Genomic DNA, 24534 nt, shown 5'->3' with positions numbered 1-24534 from the left:
GTGCTTGGCGATGCCTTCAGTATTGGGCCTGGAAGTGTCTATGAAACCCGGGGCGATCCAGCTTGGTAGGCTGCCATGTCGATCTGTCCAAGCTTGGGTGTGAGCCGGCAACGCTGTTGATGCCAAGGGTAGTCGACCTGGGCCTGCCGCTTTGCACCCCCTTCGTTTTCCTTCCACTCCTCCAGATCAAGATCACGCCAGTAGCGAGGGTCGCGCCCTGTCTCCTGATCATGCTGAGCAGTGGTAGGGTCAAGGTGACGAAACGGCTCAAGCCTCGGCACATCAGGCAACGGTTGGCTGACGTCCATGTAGCGTTGCAGCATATCCCAAGTGGCTCTTACCTCATGCTGATGGTCGACGATAGGACTCAGCGAGGTTTGGTTAAACTGTTTTCCTGTGTAGCGATGGACAAACATCAAGCGGTAGAAAACACCGCCACGCTGCACCACTCGCTCAACATAGCCATCAAATTCAATAAAGGGAGCGACAAGCGGGGGAGTCTTTTTTCCCTGAGCAAAGCTAACCATTCCTGTTTGACGATTCAGTTCGCTCCGGCGATTATCCATATAATTATCTCCATGATTGGAAAACCACCCACGAAGAGGGCTCATCACGTGAGCCCCCCCTCTAATAATAGCCCCCATGACGGTTTGGCAGGTATATGCACCTATCACTCCCGCCCCCAGACCCCCTCCCCCTAATATCACGAGCATAGCAAGCATCCCAACAAAACCATTGTATTCAAAAAAATAGCCCAAAAAACTAACAGAAACCCAATATGGAAAAGCTAAAAGCAATAAAAAGTACAACACTGGAAACGCCATCAATAGTATAGAAAGTCCCAGCTTGCTTTTGATAAAACGAATCCTTTTGTTATCCCACCACCAATCTTCCGAATCGTAGAATGAAGTATTTTCTCTTTCCATATTCTGCACCAGCTCGGCATCGGCACACACCTGCTGATAGGGATCGATATACGCATAATCTCCAAAGGGTAAAAGGTCCTCCCCCACACGCCCTCTTTTCCTCGGGGCTTCAGGCAATGAAGGAATATCTTCTGCCCTATAGGCACTAGGGCTATAGAGTGCAGGGAAAATCTCTTTCATACGCGAAATTCCTTGATACTGCCCCCTCTGGAAATCCAGTCTATTTAGTCATCCATATCCCGCCAGTAGCGTGGTGGCGGAAAACACCTTTATAACAGTCAGCCCCCTTCTTATAACACCTTGTCACTTCTTGCTAAAGATACTATTATCAACGGAAATATGCTGATGTAATCCCTCGGCAACCTCCAAGTCATAGAGCCTGGTGCTTGGGCCGTCCGCGCGGCAACGCTCCTTGACTAAAGGATGCCATTGATTACGGGCGGCACGCTGACAAGAATATTTAACGACTTTGTCACGTAAGAAAAATAGCGGGAGCATGAAAATCTCGAAAATAGTTGTTGCCCACAAACGTCCTCTTGACATAACCCCATCTCTAACTAAATCACGATTTAGTTGAAGATGGATTTTTGCCGACCGGTGCTTCTGACTGTGTTTATCCAACACTTCTTCCCTTCTGGGAGTGGGTATAGTATTACCTTGATTATCGAACCAAGGACCCTTCTCCATATAGCAGCGTAGGTACTCCCACAACATGCCCTGAGTTTCCGCAGTTCGTCCCATGGGCAGGTTGAGGCAAAGTGCGATCACCTCCTCCGGATACCCATAGCGCTGTAGCAACAGCTGTAACGGGGTTTCTGTCATTGCTCCGGTATATTGGGTCACGGTGCGGCTCTCCTGCATCCAGGCCACCGCTTCATCCCAAGGGACATGGTAGAGCTTGTCCTTGTCCTGGAAATAGACTTCCCTAGTTCGGCGATTAAAGCGAATGGGAGAGGAAGACGGCCAAAAAACCTCAATCAAAAAGACGGCTGTAGTAATACCAAACATTACGGCCATCGTTGTAAATACAAAGACAACACCTTCCCAATCCTGAAAAACAATGGGGAATAGTATTAGGGACATATAAACTGCCCCTAACCCCCACACTCCTGTGAATACCCCCTTCCCCTCTTCCGCACCGCTAGATAGATCCAGATAGTGCTCGGTCTGATCCTGCACCTCACCCAACTGCATGGGCTGCTGAGCAGCCCGACGCTTGGGAGATAGCACAATCAACTCGTCGGCTAGGCCTAGCCGTTGAGAGAGGTTGGCGAAATACGTCTTGATGCTTTGCATAGACTACCCGATCTCAATTTTGATGGGGGCTAAATCGCATAAGAGTCCCCCACGCTACCGCCAGGGTAGGCGCACTGCGCCTACCCCAATGCCCAGCATTGCCCTATCAGCCAATGGAAGAACGCGGCCCCCCTGGAGAGGCCCATTGATTGACTCGCCTTCGTTGGCCTAGCGCAGGCGGATATTCTTGCGGTACTTCTCTTCCTGGATCTTCTTTACGCTGGCCTCGTCCATGTCCCGCCAGTAGCGTGGATTGCGACCTTTGCGCTGATCGGCTGCTGCCGTGGTGGGGTCCTTATGGCGGTGAATCTCAAGACCTGGCACATCCGGTAACGGCTGGGAGACGTCCATATAGCGCTGCAGGTACTGCCAGGCCGCGACCAGTTCGCCTGGCATCTTGGTCGGCGGAAACTGGGCGTCCAGCTTCTGGCGGACCCGCTTGAAGGGGTGGTAGAGAATCAGCGAGTAGGTAGCACTGCCCTGGGTATCGGGGGAACTCTGCAGAAAGGCGTCATACTCCCAGAAAGGGGCTTCCAGGCGTTGCTCCCAGGCTTTTTTGGGGTCGTAAATGGTGAACAAACCCGTCTTACGGTTGGATTGCCAGAGAGGTTTTTTTCGCATTCCAAAGAAAACATCCGGATAGTTTTTTTCTACATATTTACCTCCCTTCCAAAGCATCAAACAAGGCAGTATTAATGGAAGAAGATAATAGAGTCCGTCACGAGACATTCCATAAAAATAGCCAAAATCCTCACCTCCAAAAACCCAAAATAGAAAGGCTCCAAATAAAATTAAGCACAATACGAATGAAAACAAACAAAAAAAGCCAATCGAAAATGCCATGACAATATGAAGGTATTTAGCCAGAGACGTATAGTTTGGTGGCATAATGCTCTGGTAATCATAACGCACCTTCATCTCTTTGAAGATATCGTCACCTTCTAGCTTTTTTTCAACACGCTGGCTTTCCCAGTTTTGGGAAATAGCGATATTATTATAACCATACTCTTCGTTCGTTCCATTATCCTGCGTACGGCGATTCCAGGATAGTCGCGAGCCTATGATGGTATCCCGCTCTGGGTTCGCCTCTTCCCACTGCTGGCGCTTGGTGGGGGTATAGGCCGTGTCGGCGTAGTAATCACCAAGGTTCTCTTTAGCGGACATTAAGCCTTTCCTTGATCCAGTAGTCATCAGCGGCTTCCTCAACGCTGAGGGCAGCCGACATATCCTCCGGCATCGCCGTCAGCGGTGCAGGCGCTGGGTAGATGCGTCGGCTGGGGCGCAGCGTCTCCCCACGCTACCGCCAGGGTAGACGACCTGCGCCTACCCCAATGCCCAGCATTGCCGTATCAGCCAATAGAAGAACGTGGACCTCCCTGGGGAGGCCCATTGATTGCCTCGCCTTTTGTGGCCTAGCGCAGGCGGATATTCTTGCGGTACTTCTCTTCCTGGATCTTCTTTACGCTGGCCTCGTCCATGTCCCGCCAGTAGCGCGGATTGCGGCCTTTGCGCTGATCGGCAGCCGCCGTGGTGGGGTCCTTGTGGCGGTGAATCTCAAGACCTGGCACATCCGGTAACGGCTGGGAGACGTCCATATAGCGCTGCAGGAACTGCCAGGCCGCGACCAGTTCGCCCGGCATCTTGGTCGGCGGAAACTGGGCGTCCAGCTTCTGGCGGATTCGCTTGAAGGGGTGGTAGAGAATCAGCGAGTAGGTAGCACTGCCCTGGGTGTCGGGAGAACTCTGCAGAAAGGCGTCATACTCCCAGAAAGGGGCTTCCAGGCGTTGCTCCCAGGCTTTTTTGGGGTCGTAAATGGTGAATAGACCTGTTTGGCGGTTAAGCCGCCAAAGGGGGGCTTTTCGCATGCCATAAAGAATAGACGGGTGTTTACCCTCCAAGTATCTCCCCCCTTTCCATAGGAATATCATAAGCAATCCAATAGGAAATAAAAGCTTGGCCATCATAAAAATCGCAGAGAATGACTCCTCAAACTCTCCATCAAAAATAGCCATTACCAACAATCCAAAAACAGCCACACTCAATATCCAGAGACTTAAAAAAAAACCTCCCTTCCCAACTGCCATTGCCATAAAAAAAAGCTTCGCACTTCCTTTGTAACATGGTGGCATAATACTCTGGTGATCATAACGCACCTTCATTACATTAAAAATGTCATCTCCTTCTAGGCTTTTATCAACACGCTGATCTTCCCAGTTCTGGGAGATGGCGATATTATTATGACCATACTCTTCGTTCGTTCCATTATCCTGGGTCCTGCGATTCCAGGGTAGTCGCGAGCCAATGATGGTATCCCGCTCAGGGTTCGCCTCTTCCCACTGCTGGCGCTTGGTGGGGGTATAGGCCGTGTCGGCGTAGTAATCACCAAGGTTCTCTTTAGCGGACATTAAGCCTTTCCTTGATCCAGTAGTCATCTGCGGCTTCCTCAACACTGAGGGCAGTCGACATATCTTCCGGCATCGCCGTCAACGGTGCAGGTGCGGGGTAGATGCGTCGGCTGGGGCGCAGCGGTATCTGCGTCGCTTCACGAAATTGTACCTGAACGTCCCAGCGGTATTCGGTCACGCTGCCGAAACCCCGCAGCGGCTCGTTGGCCGGGGAGTGCACATAGTAGGTGATATGTTGCGAGCCCAACTGCGTGAGTGCAGGCTGAATTCGCATCGAGGATGCTTCTTCCCAGTTGCTGCCGCCTGGCGAGCGATAGTAGTCACCTCGGACTAAACGCAGCACTGCCACATCCTTCAGCTCAATCCCCATTCCAGGCAGGGCGCTGCGCACCTCGATGGCGGTATTGATGACTTGGCGCGCATCGAAATGCTCCTGCCATTGACGCCCGATCGGCATGGCCGTATCGACAGGTGAAGTATGCGTCTGGCCAAGTCGTGCTAACAGCGCATCGCGCTCCACAGGGGGGACCCTGCGTAGTGAAACCTGGATATTGGCGAACAGGCTCTGCAGGCGATAGTAGGCTTCCTCCGGCTCTTCCAACCATGGGGCCTGACCACGCTGGTCGCCAAAGGGGCCATGCTTGATCCACTGCTCCAGCGGCCCATCGGTCAGCAGTACACCGGCTATACCACCACCAAGCAGTAGCGCCAGACCGACCCAGCCCACTGGACCGCTAAATAGCATTAACATCGTCGCACCAGCCGCTGCCACGCCGTAGGCCATGGCAGCATCGGTATCACCTTCGCGCACTCGCTCAATGGCTTCCCATGTCATGTAGACAGCCATCAATACTGCTGCCCCCTTGGTAACCATCCAGTTAACTCTAATCAAGCTAGGGAAAAGACGGCTAAAAATGTTGACCTGACTATTATTTATCACGACTGTCTGGCTGAATTGGCTAATGCTGACGACAGGCCGAAGCACTTGATTTCTTTGAGCAATGTAATCACTGAGGTTAAGAATAGCTAATAAGAAATCAGTAGAGGCAGCAGCAAATCCAGCGCCGGTTTTCATTTCAAGCTTGCGAATTGTTGAGAAACTCTGCCCCAAATTCACCGACTGAATTACCACCATAATATAGGGCAAGCGAGTGACATCGGTGGCACGCTCGACAAAGCCGATTCGACTCCGACCTCGGCGCACTAGACCAGCAGCCCGTGAGTCGGCGGGTGCAAAGACAAAGCGCACCTCGCGGGCCTCGCCTACCTCGCCCATGGAGCGCAGTCGCTGTTTACTGGTACCGCCCAGCAGCTCGCCGTTGGAGGTACGGTAAACTTCGCCATAGAACTGGCGATGGTTATTGCGAGCGATGTACTCCCTTTCGGCGGCATCGACACCGAACCGCATGCCCGTTTCCACGTCTTCCACACCAATCAGTATGTAGCGCCCTAGATCGACGTCCCCCATCGGCTGGAAAGTGAGGTCGCCGAGCAAGCTATGCAGAGCTCCGCGGGAGGCATTGAAGGCTGGCATGTATAGTCTACCCGCCACGGCCATGCGCTGACTTTCATCTGCCACTTGGGCCAGCAGGTTCCTACCGCTTTCAGCCATTCTCGCGAATACGGTTTCCAGGGCATCGGCCCAGCGCTTGAGCTCGCCTGGCGCGCTGGTACGCGCCATGGCGGCTAACAAGGATGCTTCAAAGGTCTGCAGATCATCCTTGTCCGGCACCTGGCTGCGCTCCCCCTCCTCGGCCAGTGCCTTGGCCCGGAAACGGCCACTGCCGTCATTGATCTCCTCCTCCGGCAGTACAAAGGGTTGCTCCGCGGGATGAGCATCACTGTCGGGGAAACACATGGCGTGCAATGGCTCACTGCTGCCCTCCTCCAGCAAGGTAAGCAGGGTGCGCTGAGCCCTACCGGCATTCGCGGTATGAAACAGGCTGGGGATATCTTCATCCACCAAGGTATCGACACGCTTTGGGTCGAGACTCAGTGCAGTGAAGCACTGCTCAGCAAAGCAGAAGCCGCTGACGTAGTCGCTGCCCTCGAGACTGAAGTAGTCGGCCAGCACCCGCTGGTAGCTTGCGCTAGCCAGCAAGTCGGCCAGGCGAGTCTGGTGAAACTCCCAAAGTCGATGCGCGATGTCGCGAGCCAGCGTGGCCACGCTGGTATGGAACTCCCCACCGAGATAGTTTAGCGCCGGCTCCGATGCGAAACGGCGCAATGGGTTGCTTTCACCGCCAATACGCTCGGGCATGACGCGCTTTTGAAGCAGCACCGCACTGCGATAATGCGGCCGCGAGGCACAGCGCTCGAGCAGCAGCGTCAGGTAGCTCTGAGCCAACTGTGCCTGACTGAGCGCATGACGTAGTTCGAACAGGGGGTCGTGGATGACAAGCCCTGGTATCTGACGTTCCCGTGCATCCGCGAGGATATCGTTACCTTCGGGAAGGTCTTCCCACACCGGCGGTTCGTCGTCCCCTTGCGCCGACGTGGTAGTGCGATTGGCCTGGCATACCACCTCCACGGCGGCTGTACGCAGGCCGACCTCCCGCTTCAGGGGGGAATCGTCGCGGTTGGCTTCGTTCCAGGCACCGTTCACCGCCTCCGACCCGCCGTCATCGAAGCGTTGTTGCTCACTCAAGGCTTGCTGATAGCGTGCAGATACGCGACTTCCCGAAAGGTCTTCGGTCCAGAGTGGCGGATGCACCAGTTGCGTCTCAAGGCTGGAACTGCGCTCCCGCTGTGGCACTAACTCGTCGGCCGCGAGCAGTTGGCCAGTTGCGGCACGTTCGGAGGTGTCGCGCAGGGAGACGGACAGGAAGCGCTGATTGATGGCCGAGGGATCGGCGTCCAGATGATTGAGCCTGGCCGCCGACCATTGCACGTCTGAAAACGCCACCTTGACCTCGCGGCCCATCCAGTTCATTTCGCGGCGTGCCGGCAACCAGAGCTCCGTCAATGGCTGGCCACTCGCGGGACGACGATCTTCCACATAGCCGTCGGCCTCGCTGCGATGCTGTACCAGATCGACATCCCGAAATTGCCACTCCCCTGACTCGGAGACACCCACTTCGATTTCCCGCCACACGGCTCCGCGATAGTGGATATACAGGTAGCCAGGGCGACACGGCAGCGCATGGGTGGCGTCATCTACCAATGACTTCCAAAAGGCAAGCGGTATAACAGGCTGCACGACATACTGCTGGAAAACCGTATCACGTTCATGCTCTTGCCAGGGGGTTTGGCCCACATCAGCAAACAGCGGTACACGTACTGGATCACCTTCTTCGCTGGCAATCTCTAACCAGACATTACGACGCGGCTCTCCTTCCCAGGACCAACCGTGAATACGGCTCAACGGCTCAGGCAGATCCTCTTCCTCGACCGCCTCGGCGAGAGCAGTCTGCTCCTGCTGGTCTTCCAGGTCGTAAAAGACGAAGCGATGCCCTTCCGGATGCGCTGTGCCCATGACCTGGATATAGAGCTTGGGCTCCTCGCACGCCTTGTGCTGGCTCAACTCTTGGCTCATGTGGCACTCCCTTGGCGTGTGGATGGCGTCGCGGCATCAGCAACCGTCGACGGCTTGTCTGTTGGTGCCAGCGCTTGCTGGAGTTGAGCGCTGGAGAGAAAGCGGCGATAGGCGTTCGGCTCCTCGAGGCGTTCGCTCGGCTGGCGAAACGCTTTCCAGGCTTTCATGACGCGCATATGGCGCTCCAGGGCTGCTTCCTGCCCTCGGGACAGTGCGAGACCGGGCGTCGCTTTTGCCTGGGCTCGTCCGGTGTGGTCTTGCGCTCGATCCCGCGCGGATGGGTCATCATCGGCATGCAGCGCAAGCCATGTTGAAGCGCCAGGCGTCCGTGGGTGAGCTTCGCCATGCCATATCCAGCGCTCGAGGGGGCCAAACCATGCCTGGCCGACATGCTCGGGAGCACCGAATAGCGCCGCCGCCATATCGGGATGGTAGTAACGCAGCATGCCTTTGCGATTGCCGTAGAATGTAACGTTCAAGCAGTGGCGTAGATGCGCTAGCACCTCCTCTTGCGAGGCTTGGCTCGCCACGACGATGCCTGGGGCAATTCCCTCTCTCGGGTCCTGTGAAAAGGCGTTGAGCACGTTGCTGATCGTCTCGTCTATGCGCAACACCACTGGACTCCTTTTCAGGAAGTCGGCATAGGGTGTTTCCAGGAACAACCAGGTGTATTCGAGTGCCGGTACCTGCTGGTAGAGCGATGACAGCGTCTCGCCAGTCTCTTCGAGTACCAGCCAGTGATGTAGGTGATGGCTCTGGTTTCCGAGCAGTGCGGACAGCGAATCGGCGCGTAGTACTTTCATGACAGGGACCGGTTCCCACAAGGGCAATCCGACAGCGGGCAGCTACCGTCGCGCTGCAGCTGGCAGAGTTCGATCATAGGAATGTCATCGGCCATGGCTTGATCGAGGCGCTTGCCAAAGATCGGCCCCAATGTCACATCTTCATGCGCCTCCGCCAGCGCTCTTCCCGGCAGCAGCGGTGCTTCGGCGGCTTGGCCGGAACCCGAGCCGGGGCTGCCGCCGGCGTTGATCTTGACGCTGGGGCCGCTGATGGTGACGCCGCCGCCGTCGAGCTTGAGGAAGCTGCCGCCGGCGTTGAGGGTGAGTTCGCTGCCGGCGTCGAGCACGACCTTGTGGCCGGCCTTGATGTGCAGTTCACGGCCACTCTCGGTGAGCCAGGCCTGGCCGGCCTTGACGTGCAGGGTGCCCTGGACGATCAGGTGCTGGCTGCCTTCGGTGTGCTCGTGGCGCTGGCCGTGGACAGTATGGTGGTCGTCGTTGTCGATCTCGCCGATGCGGTCGTTACGTACGCTGAGGGTGCTGTCGTTGCCGACAGCCTCGGTGCGGTCGTGGTTGGTGAGCAGCTCCAGGTCTTTCTGGGCGTGGAGCCAGATCTGCTCCTGGTCGGCCTGGTCCTCGAAGCGCAGCTCGTTGAAGCCGTCGCCCTGGTGGCTCTGGGTGCGGATCACGGTGCGCGTCTTGTGCTCGGGCAGCGTGTAGGGCGGGGTGTTGACCGCGTGGTAGGTGCGTCCGGTGATCAGCGGTTGATCCGGATCGCCTTCCAGGAATGAGACCACTATCTCATGGCCGATCCGCGGGATGGCGATGCTGCCGTAGCCGCCACCGGCCCAGCCCTGGGCGACGCGGATCCAGGCGCTCGCCGTCTCATTGGGTTCGGCGTAGCGATCCCAGGGGAACTGCACCTTGACCCGGCCGTGTTCGTCGCAGTGGATCTCTTCGCCCTCGGGGCCGACCACGAAGGCGACCTGGGGGCCGTCGACGCGGGGCTTGGGGTTTGGTTCGGGCCGCCAGGCGGCGTCGCCGGGGGTGAGGACGACGTCGTTGTGGTAGCGGGTCATGGCTTCCGAGCCTGCCCGCCCCCGCAGGCCAGCACTATCCGACTGGGTGACGCCATCCTCTTCCAGGGCCTGGGGCTGCTCGCCGCGGTGGATGACCCGTACCACCTGCCAGTCGCGGTTGAGGCTGTCGGCGTCGTGGTCGCTGAGGGTGAACTTGGCCCCGGGGGCGAGCTCGGGCAGGTCGCTCGCGGCTTCGGCGGTCAGGGCGTCGTGGCGCAGCGCCTCGAGGCGGATCCTGGTGAAGGGCTCGCCGGAGGCGTCGTGCTTGTAGCGCCCGGGGTAGTCGTAGTGTTCGTACTCTTTATTAACGACGCCACGTTGCGCATGTTCCTCGAGGCCCCCGGCCACGTGCTCGTGGAGCTGTGAATAGGCCGGCTGCTTGAAGGAGTAGTCCTTGAGGGTGGCGCTGGCCGGGGCGACCCGGGCGACCTGCTTGAGCTTGCGCACATGGCGGGTCGGGGCGCTGCCGCCGGCGCGGCTGTGGTAGCTGCGCTCGCCCAATTGGGTCAGCAGCTGCGGGTCGTCGGCGAACACCAGGCGGTGGGCGCCGCCGACCTGGTCTTCGAATTCATGGAAGTAGAACAGCCCCTCTTCGGCGGCCAGGCGCTGGATAAAGGCCAGGTCGGTCTCGCGGTACTGCACGCAGTACTCGCGTTCTTCGGGCTCGCGGGTGACGGCGAAGGCAACGTCGGTGATGCCGCGCTCCTCGCACAGGGTATTGATGATGGTCAGCGGCGAGACCTGCTGGAAGATCCGCGAGTTGTGGCGCAGCGAGAGGCGCCACAGCGCCGGGCGGATCACCACCGTGTAGAAGGTGCGGCGATGGCCACGATCGCCGTGGCTGAACTCGGCGGCGATGCCGTGCACGCGGCGCAGTGGCTCGCCGTCCTGCCAGATCGTCAGGGTCAACTCGCGGTCGAGGAAGCCCGCGGGGCTGAGGTCGGGGTCGCGGCTGGCGAACTCGACTGCGAGGCGGAACGGCGCCGAGAGCGACTCCTCGAGGGTGAAGTCGATCACCGCCAGGTCGAGGGCGTCGTCACTGGCCAGGGCCAGGGTGAATTGCAGTCCGGTGGCGTGGGCCATGGGTCCCTCCAGGCAAGTGATAAGCAGCGCCACCCGGGAGGGTACCGCTCAGCGGGCAACACGCAAGCGGTATGGCGTCACTGTGGTGGATCGCTGACACGAGGTATGGGCAATCGCTTACATGCGCTGATGCCAGGACTCTAAGCGAGCCCTGGCATCAGCACATCGATAAGGCATGGCGGGGCCCGGGTTGCGAGCCATCGGGTGAGCCCCGCCATACCCTCGAGGCTTACGACTCGAGCGGGGCGCGCCAGTCGTCGGATCCTGAGGTGCCAGCCACGGTGTGCTCCCAGTCGATCTTGCGGTAGGAGAGCGAGACGTCCATCAGCTGGGTGAACTCGGCGCTGTTGGTGTCCTGGGCGTGGGGCATGCGCAGGTTGATGTCGACGATGGTGGCGTCGGTCAGGCTGGTGGTGAAGAAGTGCTCTTGCTTGCCTTCCACCGAGGTGCGGTACCACTTCAGCTCGACCTTGGGCAGCATTTCACCGGAGGCCAGGGCGTTGTACATCAGCGGCACGGCCTTGTTGAGGGCCACGGTGAAGATGAACGGCTTGTGGGCACGCTGGCCGGAGGGCTGGCCGGACTGCGGGTCAGTGGGCACGGTCACGACGTGCTTGAATTCCTGGACCAGCATCTCGTCTTCGTGGCCTTCGACGTAGATGTTACCCACGGAGTCGGGGGTGAAGGCGCCAGCGGTGATGTTGCCCTGGGTCTGGCCTTCGATGCTGATGTAACAAGGTGTAGGCATGAGTCTGCTCCTGTTGGTTGAAAACGTCCGACGGACACCTCTTATAGGGCAGCCTTTATGCCAAAAAACTGATAAGCCTATATATTCAAATATTTATGGATTTTTGTCGCGCCGAAGCTAAGTAAAATTAGGCAAGATCTTGCCCAGGGCGAGCAAGATCTTGCCCGCCGGGCAAGAAGTTGCCTAAATTCACTTCGGCAAGAAAAGATTATGTTAAACACTTGCCGGCAGTGGCATGCAACATGACGCCGCACGCTGAGCGGAAATGACAAGGCCGAGGCATACGCCTCGGCCTTGAAGTCAGCTTGCTGGAAGAGTGCCGCTATTCGAGGTTGTCGAGGCCGCGCTCAGCCATGGCCACGGCGCGGAACAGCGCGCGCCCCTTGTTGAGGGTCTCCTGCCACTCCATCTCGGGGACCGAGTCGGCGACCACACCGGCGCCGGCCTGGACGTGCAGCTCGCCGTCCTTGATCACCGCGGTGCGGATGGCAATCGCGGTGTCGAGGTTGCCGTGCCAGGAGAGGTAGCCCACCGCGCCGGAGTAGATGCCGCGCTTGACCGGCTCGAGTTCGTCGATGATCTCCATGGCGCGGATCTTCGGCGCGCCGGAGAGCGTGCCGGCCGGGAAGGTGGCGCGCAGCGCGTCCATCGCGGTGAGGCCCGGCTTCAGCTTGCCGGTGACGTTGGAGACGATGTGCATCACGTGCGAGTAGCGCTCCACCGCCATCTGGTCGGTGACCACCACCGAGCCGGTCTCGCTGATGCGGCCCACGTCGTTGCGGCCCAGGTCGATCAGCATCAGGTGCTCGGCGATCTCCTTGGGGTCGGCCAGCAGGTCGGCCTCCAGCGCCTGGTCTTCTTCTTCGGTCTTGCCGCGCACCCGGGTGCCGGCAATCGGGCGCACCGTGACTTCGCCCTCCTCCAGCCGGGTGAGGATCTCCGGCGAGGAGCCCACCACATGGTGGTCGTCGAGGTTGAAGAAGAACATATAGGGCGAGGGGTTGAGGCTGCGCAGCGCGCGGTAAAGGTCCAGCGGTGGCGCCTGGTAGGGGATCGACATGCGCTGGGAGGGCACGCACTGCATCACGTCGCCGGCCAGCACGTAGCCCTTGATCTTATCCACCGCGGCCTTGAAGCCCTCCTCGGTGAAGCCGGAGGTGAAGTGCCCCTCCTCCACCGCGCTGCGGCCGGTGCCGGGGCTGACGGTGTTGAGGGTGGCACTGCGCAGCTGCACTTCGAGCCGCTCGAGGCGCCCGCGGGCACGCTGGTAGGCCTCGGCCTCGGCGGGGTCGGCGTGAGTCCACAGCGTGAGGCGACCGGAGAGGTTGTCAAACACCACCAGCTCATCGCACACCATCAGCAGGATGTCGGGCACGCCGAGCGGGTCGGGTTTGTTGGCGGCGGCTGCGCTGCGCAACCGCGGCTCGACATAGCGAATGGTGTCATAGCCGAAGTAGCCGACCAGGCCGCCGTCGAAGCGCGGCTGGTCGTCGAGGCGTGGCACCTTGAAGCGCGCCTGGAAGTCCTCGATCCAGGCCAGTGGGTCCTCGACCTCGTGGCGTTCCACCTCGGCGCCGTCGATGAGGTGGCGCACCGTGAAGCCGCGCACCTCGATGCGCTCCTGGCATGGCAGGCCGATGATCGAGTAGCGGCCCCACTTCTCGCCGCCCTGCACGGACTCGAGCAGGAAGGTCCAGGGCGCGTTGGCCAGCTTGAGGTAGGTGGAAAGCGGCGTATCCAGGTCGGCGAGCACCTCGCGGGTCACCGGAATGCGGTTGTAGCCGGCCTCGGCCAGCTCATTGAAGCGCGCGGAAGTCATCATGCCCGGCGTGTCCTCACTGTGTTCGTCAATGCGGGGCCTGGGGTGGCCCGATTCGAGAGCGATTCGGAAGGTCGGGCCCGCTTAGCGAGCCCGCGCGGCACTCACCATCGCCAGCGCTTGACGTCGCGCATCAATTCCCCGCCGCCGAGAGAGGCGACCGGTTGCTGCACGTAAGAGAGGCGGGATTCCAGCGTCATGGTGCGTCCATGGTGTGGGGTATCGGCCGTGGAGCGGCGCGATCTTGTTGATTCGAGACCCTAAACGAGTTCGGCAAGCGATTCAACCAGGGCATCCGGGCGGCTCGCGGCCACCGGCTCGCCGTGGTTGTAGCCGTAGGGCACCGCCAGGGTACGAAAGCCGGCACGACGGCCGGCCTCGATGTCGTGGCGCGAGTCGCCAACCATCAGGCAGTCGCCGGGGGCGACCCCGAAGTGCCGCGCCAGGTGCAGCAGCGGCGCCGGGTCGGGCTTCTTCTGAGGCAGGGCGTCGCCGCCCAGGCACAGCCCGAAGTGGCCGGCCAGGCCAAAGCCCTCGAGAATCGGCGCAATAAAGGCCTGCGGCTTGTTGGTCACCAGCCCCAGCGGCATGCCGGCCGTGTGCAGGCCGTCGAGGGCCTCGCGCACCCCGGGGTAGAGCCGGGTGCGGGCATTGGGCGCCAGCCCGTAGTGGTGCAGGAAGCGCTCATGTACCGCGGCCAACCGCTCTGGCCCCGGGGCCTCGCCCAGGGCATCACCGAGGGCGCGCTCGATCAGCTTGAGTGAGCCGTTGCCCACCCAGTCACGAACCTTTGTTTCGCCGGCCGGCGGCAGGTCGAGTGCAACCAGGGCGGCGTCCACCGCAGCGGCCAGGTCGAGCACCGAGTCGACCAGGGTGCCGTCGAGGTCGAAGGCCACCAGTTTCACGCCTTGCAGCAGCGGATGCATTATTTCGTTTCCTTTCAGTGAGTTGTCCGGCGGTCCACGGCCAGCATCCCGTTCATGCATGTAATATTACGAAAAAACATGCCTAAAATCAGTGATCGCCCATAGGAAAACGCGCCGTACCGCCCTATGCTAGGCGCAGATATCGCCGTTACCGGGCAGCGTCCTCGCCCCGCGTGCCGTTGATCCGACCCAGGCGATGCATTTGCTGATCCTTTTCATCATTTCTGGAGTCTCTCATGCCTCTACCACGCATCGTGGTGGTCGGCGGCGGCGCAGGCGGACTCGAGCTGGTCACCCGGCTCGGACGCAAACTCGGCAAGCGCAAGCGTGCCGAGGTGGTGCTCGTCGACCGCAACCCCACCCATATCTGGAAACCGCTGCTTCACGAGGTCGCCACCGGCGTGCTCGACTCAGGCCTCGACGAGGTCTCCTATCAGGGCCACTCCAAGGCCCACGGCTACCAGTTCCAGCGCGGCACCCTCAGCGACCTGGATCGCGAGGCCCAGACCCTGACCCTGGCGCCGATCCTCGACGACGACGGCAGCGTGGTGCTGCCCTCACGCAACCTGCACTACGACTACCTGGTGCTGGCGCTGGGCAGCGTCTCCAACGACTTCGGCACCCCCGGGGTCGCCGAGCACTGCCACTTCCTCGACAGCCCCAAGCAGGCCGAGGCGTTCCGCCACGACATGCTCAACACCTTCCTGCGCTACAGCGATCCGGAGCGCCGCCTGCATCCCAAGCTGGCGGTGGGTATCGTCGGCGCCGGCGCCACCGGGGTAGAGCTTGCCGCCGAGCTCTACGATGCCTCGAAGATGCTGCACAGCTACGGCTTTACCAACATGGATAGCGGCCAGCTCGACGTGCACCTGATCGAGGCCGCGCCGAGCATCCTGCCAGCACTGCCGGAGCGCATCACCAAGGCGGTTCACCGTGAACTGGAGAAGCTCGGCGTCAATATCCACGTCGAGACCCGCGTCACCCAGGCCGACGGCGAGGGCTTCATCACCGCCGACGGCACGCGCATCGAGACCGATCTCAGCGTGTGGGCGGCGGGCATCAAGGCGCCGCCGTTTCTCTCCGAGCTGGGCCTGGCCACCGAGCGCAACCACCAGGTCAAGGTCAACCCCGAGCTGCAGAGCGTCGACGACCCGCGCATCTTCGCCTTCGGCGACTGCGCCAGCTGCCCTCAGGCGGACGGCAAGCCGGTGCCGCCGCGGGCCCAGGCCGCCCACCAGCAGGCCTCGCGGCTATACCGCAACCTACTGGCGACCCTCGACGACAAGCCGCTCAAGCCGTTCGTGTTCCGCGACCGCGGCTCGCTGATCTCACTGGCCCACTTCGATGCGGTGGGTAGCCTGATGCGCGGCGCCTCGGCGCGCAGCCTGTTCCTCGAGGGGCGTATCGCCAAGTTCTTCTACGCCTCGCTGTACCGCATGCATCAGTTCGCCATCCACGGCGCGGTGAAGACCGGCATGACCATCGTGGTCGATGGCATCAACCGCTTCCTCAAGCCCAAGATGAAGCTGCACTGATTACCGCGCATCCGTCGGCCTTGGGTCGGCGGATGCGCCTCCTTTGCTTCGCTTGGCTTTACTGCTGCTGGGCGTCGAGACCGCTTGCCTCGCCATCCTTGGCGCCGTGGTGATAGACGTGCACATCGCGCTGCGGGAAAGGAATGCTGATGCCCTCGCGGTCGAAGCGCCGTTTGATTTCCTCGGTAAGATCCCAGTAGACGTCCCAGTAGTCGACGGCCTTGACCCAGGGGCGCACGATCCAGTCAATGCTCGATTCGCCCATGGCGTTGATGCGGATGTTGGTCGCCGGTTCAGCGAGAACGCGGGCGTCAGCAGCCACCGTCTCGGTGAGAACGCGGCGTACGGTATCGATATCGTCGTCGTAGCCGGCGCTGACGACCAGGTCGACGCGCCGCGTGTCATGCGATGAGTAGTTGGTGATGGTGCCATTCATCATCTGGCCGTTGGGCACGATAATCTTGCGGTTGTCGCCGGTCTTGAGCTCAGTGGTGAAGATTTGCACGTCGACGACCACCCCGGCTACACCGCCACCCTCGACGAAATCGCCGATGCGATAGGGGCGAAAGACGATCAGCAACACCCCGGCCGCGAAGTTGGCCAGCGAGCCTTGCAATGCCAGACCGACGGCGAGGCCCGCGGCACCGATCACGGCGATTAGCGAGGTGGTCTGGATGCCGACCTGATTGATCGCCGCCAGGATCACGAACACCAGCAGCAGTGCATACAGAATATTGCCCAGAAACTTGGTCAGCAGCGGGTCGAACTTGCTGCGCTCCATGGCCTTGATGGCGACACGGTGGATGAGCTTGGCCACCCAGCGCCCGATCAAGAAGATCGCCAGGCCGGCGATCAGATTGATGACCAGATTGGTGCCCTGCACCTGCAGGAAGTTACCGATCCATGTGACGTCCATATTGTTCTCCTCGACGTTGCACCACGTTTTTCGTCATTTTTTTGCCTTGCCGGGCAATCGCTCGTCGACATTGCCTACCAAGCCTAGCGCATGCTTGGTAAGCCAGCGACGCTTGGCCGGAGCGGCCATACGCTTGATCTCGCGTTCCAGGCGCAGCGCCTCGGTGTGGCTGCCCACCGCCTGCTGGTGTACCAACGCCAAGGGGCCCTTGCCGCGCAGCGCCCGGGCGCCGCGTTTGCCGCTGCAGTGCTCGGCAAAGCGACGCGTCACGTCGGTACTGATGCCGGTATAAAGCGCCCCAGCCGCGGTCTCGACCACGTAGAGGTGCCACACCGGCCCCTGCTCAGACACTCGCCAGCTCGTCGCGCAGCGCCTTGAGCACGCCGTCGTAGCGGTGCGGCTCGTCGGCATTGCGCGCCTTGAAGATCGCCGAGCCGGCGACGAAGGTATCGGCCCCGGCGCGGGCGATCTCGGCGATATTGTCGACCTTTACCCCACCGTCGATCTCGAGGCGAATATCGCGCCCCGAGGCGTCGATGCGCGCCCGCGCCTCGCGCAGCTTATCCAAGGTGCCAGGGATGAACGCCTGGCCGCCGAAGCCGGGATTGACGCTCATCAACAAGATCATGTCGACCTTGTCCATCACGTAGTCGAGGTAGGAGAGCGGCGTGGCCGGGTTGAACACCAGCCCCGACTTGCAGCCGCCGTCGCGAATCAGCTGCAGCGAGCGGTCGACGTGCTCGGAGGCCTCGGGATGAAAGGTGATATAGCTGGCCCCGGCGTCGATGAAGTCGCCGATCAGCCGGTCCACCGGCTTGACCATCAGGTGGGCGTCGATAGGCGCGGTGACACCGTGCTTGCGCAGCGCCTCGCAGACCATCGGGCCGATGGTCAGATTGGGCACGTAGTGGTTGTCCATCACGTCGAAATGGACGATATCGGCCCCCGAGGCCAGCACGTCATCGACCTCCTCGCCCAGGCGGGCGAAGTTGGCGGAGAGTATGGAAGGAGCGATCTTGAAGTCGCGGGGACTGGCCATGTGGCGCTTTCCTCTGATGCGGGGTCGCGAAATTAGATAGTCTGGGCGCACAAGTCTACCAAAAACCGCGACACGGAACCGTCATGCCCACGCTCATTCTGGCCATCGCCGAGCTGTTCGGCACCGCCCTGTGGTTCACCCCCAACGCCGTGCTCGCCGACCTGCAGGCGCTGTGGCGGCTCAGCGACGCCGACCTCGGCTGGCTGACCGGCGCCGTACAGGGCGGCTTTCTGCTCGGCACCCTGCTGATCGGCCTGGCTGGGCTCGCCGACCGCCTCGACGCCAGCCGGCTGTTCGCCGCCTGCTGCCTGCTCGGTGCGCTCTCCAACGCCCTACTGCCTTGGGCCGGCGGGCTGTGGGGAGCGGTGGGGCTGCGCGTGATCACCGGCATGTGCCTGGCCGGCATCTACCCGGTGGGCATGAAGCTGATGGTCGGCTGGACGCCGGGCAAGAGCGGCCTGGGGCTGGCCTGGCTGGTGGGCATGCTGGTACTGGGCACCGCCCTGCCCCACGGGCTGCGCGGGCTGGGCGAACTGAGCGCCGGCATCCCCTGGCAAGGCGGCATCTGGGGTGCCTCGCTGCTGGCGGTGGCCGGCGGCGCCATGGTGTGGCGCCTCGGCGAGGCCCCCGCGGTGCGCCAGGCCAAGCATAGCGCCGGCGGCCCGGGCGCCCGCCTGGCGGGGCTCGAGGCGTTCTCCATCGACGCTTTCCGGCGTGCCGCCAGCGCCTACTTCGGGCATATGTGGGAGCTATATACGCTCTGGGCGCTGCTGCCGCTGATGTTGCTGGCCGCCGCCCCGGGGCTGGAGACCGCGCACCTGGCACTGCTCGCTTTCGCGCTGATCGCCGTGGGCGGCCCGGCCTGCTGGCTGGGCGGCGCCCTCAGCCAGCGCCTCGGCAGCCGTCGGGTGGCTCAGTTGGGCCTGTCCGGCTCGGCGCTGTGCTGCCTCGCCTACCCACTGCTCGGCCCAATGCTGGCACCGGCGTCAGCAGGCGGGTCGCTGCTGCCAGTGGCGCTGTTCCTGGCGCTATGGAGCGCGCTGGCGGTGGTCGACTCGCCGCAGTTCTCGGCACTCTCGGCGGCGGCCTGCCCGGCGCGCATCGTCGGCAGCGCCCTGACCTTGCAGAATGCCATCGGCTTCGCCATCTCGATGCTATCGCTGATCGTGCTGATTCCGCTGTGGCAGGCGTTGGGGCCGTGGCTGGCCTGGCTGCTGCTACCCGGCCCAGTGGTGGGGCTATGGTGCCTGCGCCGCCCTGCCGAAGCGGCAGGGCCACCCAGATAGCGCAAGGCGATTGGCCATATTGCAAAATTGAATAACAAACAGGATTGTCATTCCTTAATCGTTGGTTTAGCCTTCGCTCCAATCACACACTTTTGTGCTGGAGCCGAATCTGATGTCAGCCACTTCCCTGTTTCGCCGCGGCGCCCTCGGCGCCTCACTGACCGCCGCACTGGTTGCCGGTATCGCCACGCCAAGCGTGGCCGCCGAGCGCGAGCTGCTCAACTCCTCCTACGATATCGCCCGCGAGTTGTTCTCGGCGATCAACCCCGAGTTCATCGCCCATTGGCAGGAGGAGCACGGCGAGGAGATCGACGTGCAGCAGTCCCACGGCGGCTCTTCGGCCCAGGCCCGCGCCATCCTGCAGGGCCTGCGCGCCGACGTGGTGACCTACAACCAGGTCACCGATGTCCAGGCGCTGGCCGACGGCGGCCTGGTGGCCGAAGACTGGCAGGACGCCTTCGACAACAACGCCTCGCCCTACTACTCCACCACCGCCTTCCTGGTGCGTAAGGACAACCCCCAGGGCATCGAGAGCTGGGACGACCTGGTCCGCGAAGATATCGAGATCGTGTTCCCCAATCCCAAGACATCGGGCAACGGCCGCTATACCTACCTGGCCGCCTGGGGCTTCGCCGATGACCAGTTCGACGGCGACGAGGAGCAGATCCACGACTTCATGCGCACTTTCCTGCGCAACGTGGCGGTGTTCGACACCGGCGGCCGCGGCGCTACCACTAGCTTTATCGAGCGCGGTATCGGCGATGTGCTGATCAGCTTCGAGTCAGAGGTCAACAACATCCGCGGCGAATACGGTAGCGAAGACTACGAGGTGATCGTGCCGCCGGTCAGCATCCTGGCCGAGTTCCCGGTGGCGGTGGTCGGCCCCAACGCCGAGCGTAACGGCAACCTCGACCTGGCCGAGGCCTACATCGACTACCTCTACAGCGAAGACGCTCAGCGCCAGTTGGCCGGTTTCAACTACCGCGTCAACAACGAAACGGTCGCCGAGGAGTTCTCCGACCAGTTCCCGGAGACCGAGCTGCTGCGCGTCGAGGACGTGTTCGGTAGCTGGGACGAGGCGATGGAGAATCACTTCGCCAACGGCGCCCTGCTGGACCAGCTGCAGCGCAGATGATTACGCTCGCCAACATCACCGGCAGCACGCCCAAGCGGGTGCTGCCGGGTTTCGGTTTATCGCTGGGCATCAGCCTGACCTTCGTCTCGCTGATGCTGCTGCTGCCCATGACCAGCCTGTTCGGGCAGCTCTCGGGCATCAGCCTGGCGGAATACTGGCGGATCATCAGCGACGGGCGGGTGGTGGCCAGCTATACGGTGACCATCGGTGCCGCGGCGGTGGCCGCGCTGGTCAATGCTGCCTTCGGGCTGCTGCTGGCCTGGGTGCTGGTGCGCTACGACTTCCCCGGCAAGCGCCTGCTCGACGCGCTGATGGACCTACCCTTCGCGCTGCCCACCGCAGTGGCCGGCATTACCCTGGCCACGCTCTACTCGAGCAACGGCTGGATGGGCCGGCTGCTCGACCCGCTGGGCATCCAGGTCGCCTATACCTGGGTGGGTATCGCGCTGGCCATGGCCTTTACCAGCATTCCGTTCGTGGTGCGCACCGTGCAGCCGGTGCTCGAGGACCTGCCCAACGAGGTCGACGAGGCCGCGCTGACGCTGGGCGCCAGTGACGCCACGGCGTTTCGCCGGGTGATCCTGCCGCACCTGTGGCCGGCGCTAGTGACCGGCACCGGCCTGGCCTTCGTGCGCTCGCTGGGTGAGTTCGGGGCGATCATCTTCATCGCCGGCAACGCGCCCTATGAGACCGAGATCACCGCGCTGATGATCTTCGTGCGCCTGCAGGAGTACGACTACGTCGGCGCGTCGGCCATCGCCTCGGTGGTGCTGGCTGTGTCGCTGGCGCTGCTGCTGGCGATCAATATCTGGCAGGGGCGCTTCATCAAGCGCCTGCATGGAGGAGGCGGCTGATGCAACGGATCGGTGACGCGCCGCGAGTGCGGCGCATCCTGGTGATCAGTGCCGTGCTGCTGTCGGCGCTGTTCCTGCTGCTGCCGCTGGTGGCGATCTTCGCCCAGGCCTTCGCCCAGGGCGTGGCGGTGTTCTGGAGCAACGTCAGCGACCACTACACGCTGCGCGCCATCGGCCTGACGCTGTTCATCACCGTGCTGACCATCCCGGTGTGCTTGGTGTTCGGCGTGGCGCTGGCGTGGCTGGTGACCCGCTTCAGCTTCCCCGGCCGGCGCCTGCTGCAGACCCTGATCGACATCCCCTTCGCGGTGTCGCCGGTGGTCGCCGGCCTGGTCTACCTGCTGCTCTACGGCCGTAACGGCTGGATCGGCAGCTGGCTCGACGGCTACGACATCCAGCTGATGTTCGCCTGGCCGGGCATCCTGATGGTGACCATCTTCGTCACCTGCCCCTTCGTGGCCCGCGAACTGATTCCGCTGATGCAGGCCCAGGGCTCGCGGGACGAAGAGGCAGCAGTGACCCTCGGTGCCTCGGGCTGGACGCTGTTCCGCCGCGTGACCCTGCCCAACATCCGCTGGGCGCTGCTCTACGGGGTGATCCTCACCAACGCCCGTGCGGTGGGTGAATTCGGCGCCGTGTCGGTGGTCTCCGGGGCCATCCGCGGCCAGACCAACACCCTGCCGCTGCACCTCGAGCAGCTCTACCAGGACTACAACACCGTGGGCGCCTTCGCCAGCGCCGCGCTGCTGGCCCTGATCGCTTTGCTGACGCTGGCCGCCAAGGCCGGCCTGGAATGGCGCGCCGCGCGCCAGGAGGCTTGATATGAGCATCCGTCTGACCAATATCGCCAAGACCTTCGGCCGCACCCAGGCCCTGGAACCGATCGACCTCGACATCCACGATGGCGAGCTGGTCGGCCTGCTCGGCCCCTCGGGTTCGGGCAAGACCACCCTGCTGCGCATCATTGCCGGGCTCGAGCTGGCCGACGCCAAGCCTGCCGGACGCATTCAGTTCGGCGATCGCGACGTCACCCAGGTCCACGTGCGCGACCGGCGCATCGGCTTCGTGTTCCAGCACTATGCGCTGTTCCGCCACATGTCGGTGTTCGACAACGTCGCCTTCGGCCTCACCGTGATGCCGCGCAAGCAGCGCCCCAGCAGCGGCGAGATCCGTGCCCGGGTCCACCGTCTGCTGGAGATGGTGCAGCTCGAGGACTTCGCCAAGCGCTACCCGGCGCAGCTCTCCGGCGGCCAGCAGCAGCGTGTCTCGCTGGCCCGGGCCCTGGCGCTGCGCCCCGATGTGCTGCTGCTCGACGAGCCGTTCGGTGCGCTGGACGCCAAGGTGCGCCAGGACCTGCGCCGCTGGCTGCGTCACCTGCACGACGAGCTCAACTTCACCAGCGTGTTCGTCACCCACGACCAGGAGGAGGCACTGGAGCTCTCCGACCGGGTAGTGGTGATGAGTAACGGCCGCATCGAGCAGATCGATACCCCCGAGGCGCTCTACCGAGCCCCGGCCAACCGCTTCGTGTTCGAGTTCCTCGGCGACGTCAACCGCCTCGAGGGCGACGTGCGCGACGGCGTGCTGACCTGCGGCGACGCCCAGCTGGCGGTGAGCGAGCTCGACGACGGCCGCGAGGAGCTGCTGCTGCGCCCCCACGAGCTCAAGCTGGCCGATGCCCCCAGCGACACTGCACGGCTGCCGGTGACGGTGACCGCGATCTCGCCGGTGGGCGCCGAAGTGCGCGTCGAGCTGGAAGCCGACTGGCTGCCGGCGCCGTGGCTGGCCACGGTGCGCCATGCCGACTTCGAGCGCCTGGCAATCAGCCGCGGCCAGCGGCTGTACGCAATCCCGCGCCGCTGGCGCCGCTTCGACGATGAAGTGGTCAAGCGCCGCCAGCCGACTGTGGCCTGAGCCAGCGCACTCCCCCGCCCCCGTGTGCGCCGCAGGCAACATCAGCAATGGGACTGACGACTTGGGCAGCTCCGCTGCCCGACGTCCGAGTGACAGGGATGTCGCCAGCCCCCTTTAACTCTTCCAAACGGTCACGCCGATCACCTGTGACACTTTTGTGAGATTTTCGCGATACACTCTTTAATACCTCGTGACTCTGCTGTGATGGTGAGCGCCGAGTATAGGTGGTGAACCTGCCAGCCCGGCGGGCGTGAGACTCAAGGAGACACACCATGAGCAAGTTCACTACTATCGCAGCCATCTGCCTCTTCAGCCTGATGGCAACGGCCAGCCACGCAGACGACATGATGTCCGACGAAGGCATGATGGAAGACGACATGCATGAGTCAATGGATGATGGTGACATGATGACGGAGGATATGTCCGACTCCATGGAAGGCGATGATATGGACATGGAAGGCGATATGGATATGGAAGGCGATATGGATGAGGAGATGGAAAGCGACGGCATGTAAGCCCCAGCGACTCGCGAGTATGTAAAAGCCAGGAACCTATGACACGAAACGTACTGATTGTTGAGGACAACCCGGGTATCGGTGAGCTCGTCCGCATGCATGTGGCCGAACTTGGCATGCATCCCGTTCTGTGCGATCGGGGAGATACCGGCCTTGGGCGCTTTCGTGAAGGTGGGATCGACCTGGTGATTCTCGACCTGATGTTGCCCGGCATCGATGGGCTATCAGTATGTCGCGAAATCCGCTCCGGCCCAGGCTACGTTCCAATACTGATGCTGACAGCCAAAAGCACTGAATTGGATCGGGTTCTGGGCCTGGAAATGGGGGCGGATGATTACCTCACCAAACCGTTCAGCGTGGCCGAACTGTCGGCCAGGGTGAAGGCCTTGTTCCGACGCGTGGATGCCATGGCATCCGCGGCAAGCGTGGCAACCTGCGATAACGAGCTAACCGCTGATGGACTGCGTATTGATCCTATTCGTCGGCGGGTGTTTATTAGAGAGCAGGCCGTCGAACTTACCGCACGGGAATTCGATCTGCTTTGGCACTTTGCCAGCCATCCGGGCCGCGTATTCAGCCGTGTCCAGCTGCTCGATAGCGTATGGGGCTATAGCCACGAAGGTTACGAGCACACCGTCAATACCCACATCAACCGCCTGCGGAGCAAGATCGAAACGGATCCAACTCATCCGGAGTTCATCCAGACGGTTTGGGGGGTGGGCTATCGCTTCCGCGAATGAG

At 61.7% G+C, this 24534-nt stretch carries 21 protein-coding genes; 8 read left to right on the top strand and 13 right to left on the bottom strand.

Annotation, left to right across the window (positions count from 1 at the left end; translation table 11 throughout):
• Positions 1–38: 38 nt before the first annotated feature.
• The 10 genes from CK498_RS15845 to CK498_RS15800 all read right to left on the bottom strand — a co-directional run bounded on the left by CK498_RS15845 (position 39) and on the right by CK498_RS15800 (position 14599).
• The gene (locus CK498_RS15845) at positions 39–1106 is read right to left on the bottom strand and encodes a hypothetical protein (RefSeq protein ID WP_095621831.1); all 1068 of its coding nucleotides are present in this window, start codon (positions 1104–1106) and stop codon (positions 39–41) included.
• A gap of 123 nt (positions 1107–1229) precedes the next feature.
• Entirely contained in the window at positions 1230–2222 is a 993-nt protein-coding gene (locus CK498_RS15840; RefSeq protein ID WP_095621830.1) for a DUF6708 domain-containing protein, read from the bottom strand.
• Positions 2223–2390: 168 nt separating this feature from the next.
• A complete protein-coding gene (locus CK498_RS15835; RefSeq protein ID WP_095621829.1) occupies positions 2391–3386 on the bottom strand; it encodes a hypothetical protein in 996 nt (331 codons plus the stop codon).
• Between the two features lie 248 nt (positions 3387–3634).
• Positions 3635–4627 carry a hypothetical protein gene (locus CK498_RS15830; protein WP_095621828.1) on the bottom strand — a complete coding sequence of 331 codons (993 nt, stop codon included), beginning with the start codon at positions 4625–4627 and terminating at the stop codon, positions 3635–3637.
• Positions 4617–8162, bottom strand: coding sequence for a hypothetical protein (locus CK498_RS26605; protein WP_229359109.1), 3546 nt, complete (start codon positions 8160–8162; stop codon positions 4617–4619). The genes CK498_RS15830 and CK498_RS26605 overlap by 11 nt, the downstream gene beginning before the upstream one ends.
• Positions 8159–8965: a DUF4123 domain-containing protein gene (locus CK498_RS15820; protein ID WP_095621827.1), complete on the bottom strand. Its 807-nt coding sequence runs from the start codon at positions 8963–8965 to the stop codon at positions 8159–8161. The genes CK498_RS26605 and CK498_RS15820 overlap by 4 nt, the downstream gene beginning before the upstream one ends.
• Entirely contained in the window at positions 8962–11106 is a 2145-nt protein-coding gene (locus CK498_RS15815) for a type VI secretion system Vgr family protein (protein WP_095621826.1), read from the bottom strand. The genes CK498_RS15820 and CK498_RS15815 overlap by 4 nt, the downstream gene beginning before the upstream one ends.
• 229 nt (positions 11107–11335) lie before the next feature.
• Positions 11336–11854, bottom strand: a complete 519-nt coding sequence (locus CK498_RS15810) for an Hcp family type VI secretion system effector (protein ID WP_095621825.1) — start codon at positions 11852–11854, stop codon at positions 11336–11338.
• A 322-nt stretch (positions 11855–12176) separates the two neighbouring features.
• The gene (gene trpE / locus CK498_RS15805) at positions 12177–13673 is read right to left on the bottom strand and encodes an anthranilate synthase component I (protein WP_176475828.1); all 1497 of its coding nucleotides are present in this window, start codon (positions 13671–13673) and stop codon (positions 12177–12179) included.
• Positions 13674–13933: 260 nt separating this feature from the next.
• Positions 13934–14599, bottom strand: a complete 666-nt coding sequence (locus CK498_RS15800) for a phosphoglycolate phosphatase (protein WP_095621823.1) — start codon at positions 14597–14599, stop codon at positions 13934–13936.
• 236 nt (positions 14600–14835) lie between these two features.
• Here CK498_RS15800 and CK498_RS15795 point away from each other — a divergent pair, with 236 nt between their 5' ends.
• Entirely contained in the window at positions 14836–16134 is a 1299-nt protein-coding gene (locus tag CK498_RS15795; RefSeq protein WP_095621822.1) for an NAD(P)/FAD-dependent oxidoreductase, read from the top strand.
• Positions 16135–16192: 58 nt separating this feature from the next.
• Here CK498_RS15795 and CK498_RS15790 read toward each other — a convergent pair whose 3' ends face one another.
• Genes CK498_RS15790 through rpe form a run of 3 tightly spaced genes read right to left on the bottom strand, consistent with a single transcriptional unit; the run spans position 16193 to position 18089 of the window.
• The gene (locus CK498_RS15790) at positions 16193–17050 is read right to left on the bottom strand and encodes a mechanosensitive ion channel family protein (RefSeq protein ID WP_095621821.1); all 858 of its coding nucleotides are present in this window, start codon (positions 17048–17050) and stop codon (positions 16193–16195) included.
• Between the two features lie 33 nt (positions 17051–17083).
• Positions 17084–17401, bottom strand: coding sequence for a GIY-YIG nuclease family protein (locus CK498_RS15785; protein WP_229359108.1), 318 nt, complete (start codon positions 17399–17401; stop codon positions 17084–17086).
• Positions 17394–18089: a ribulose-phosphate 3-epimerase gene (gene rpe / locus CK498_RS15780; RefSeq protein ID WP_095621819.1), complete on the bottom strand. Its 696-nt coding sequence runs from the start codon at positions 18087–18089 to the stop codon at positions 17394–17396. Before rpe ends, CK498_RS15785 begins: the two co-directional genes overlap by 8 nt.
• 83 nt (positions 18090–18172) lie before the next feature.
• Between rpe and CK498_RS15775 the strand changes: the two genes are divergently transcribed.
• From CK498_RS15775 to CK498_RS15745, 7 genes are all read left to right on the top strand, one after another.
• Positions 18173–19375, top strand: coding sequence for an MFS transporter (locus CK498_RS15775; RefSeq protein WP_095621818.1), 1203 nt, complete (start codon positions 18173–18175; stop codon positions 19373–19375).
• A 112-nt stretch (positions 19376–19487) separates the two neighbouring features.
• Entirely contained in the window at positions 19488–20510 is a 1023-nt protein-coding gene (cysP, locus tag CK498_RS15770; protein ID WP_095621817.1) for a thiosulfate ABC transporter substrate-binding protein CysP, read from the top strand.
• On the top strand, positions 20507–21364 hold the full coding sequence (gene cysT / locus CK498_RS15765) for a sulfate ABC transporter permease subunit CysT (RefSeq protein WP_095621816.1): 858 nt from the start codon (positions 20507–20509) through the stop codon (positions 21362–21364). Before cysP ends, cysT begins: the two co-directional genes overlap by 4 nt.
• Positions 21364–22185, top strand: a complete 822-nt coding sequence (cysW, locus tag CK498_RS15760) for a sulfate ABC transporter permease subunit CysW (RefSeq protein ID WP_095621815.1) — start codon at positions 21364–21366, stop codon at positions 22183–22185. The genes cysT and cysW overlap by 1 nt, the downstream gene beginning before the upstream one ends.
• A 1-nt stretch (position 22186) precedes the next feature.
• Entirely contained in the window at positions 22187–23278 is a 1092-nt protein-coding gene (locus CK498_RS15755) for a sulfate/molybdate ABC transporter ATP-binding protein (RefSeq protein ID WP_095621814.1), read from the top strand.
• A gap of 272 nt (positions 23279–23550) precedes the next feature.
• Positions 23551–23793: a hypothetical protein gene (locus tag CK498_RS15750; RefSeq protein WP_095621813.1), complete on the top strand. Its 243-nt coding sequence runs from the start codon at positions 23551–23553 to the stop codon at positions 23791–23793.
• Between the two features lie 38 nt (positions 23794–23831).
• A complete protein-coding gene (locus CK498_RS15745; protein WP_095621812.1) occupies positions 23832–24533 on the top strand; it encodes a response regulator transcription factor in 702 nt (233 codons plus the stop codon).
• Position 24534: the final 1 nt, after the last annotated feature.

Source organism: Halomonas salipaludis (assembly GCF_002286975.1).
In the GTDB taxonomy this organism is placed as follows: Bacteria; Pseudomonadota; Gammaproteobacteria; order Pseudomonadales; family Halomonadaceae; genus Franzmannia; species Franzmannia salipaludis.
The sequence above is the reverse complement of the archived record's forward strand: the minus strand, read 5'-3'. Positions and strand labels throughout refer to the sequence as shown.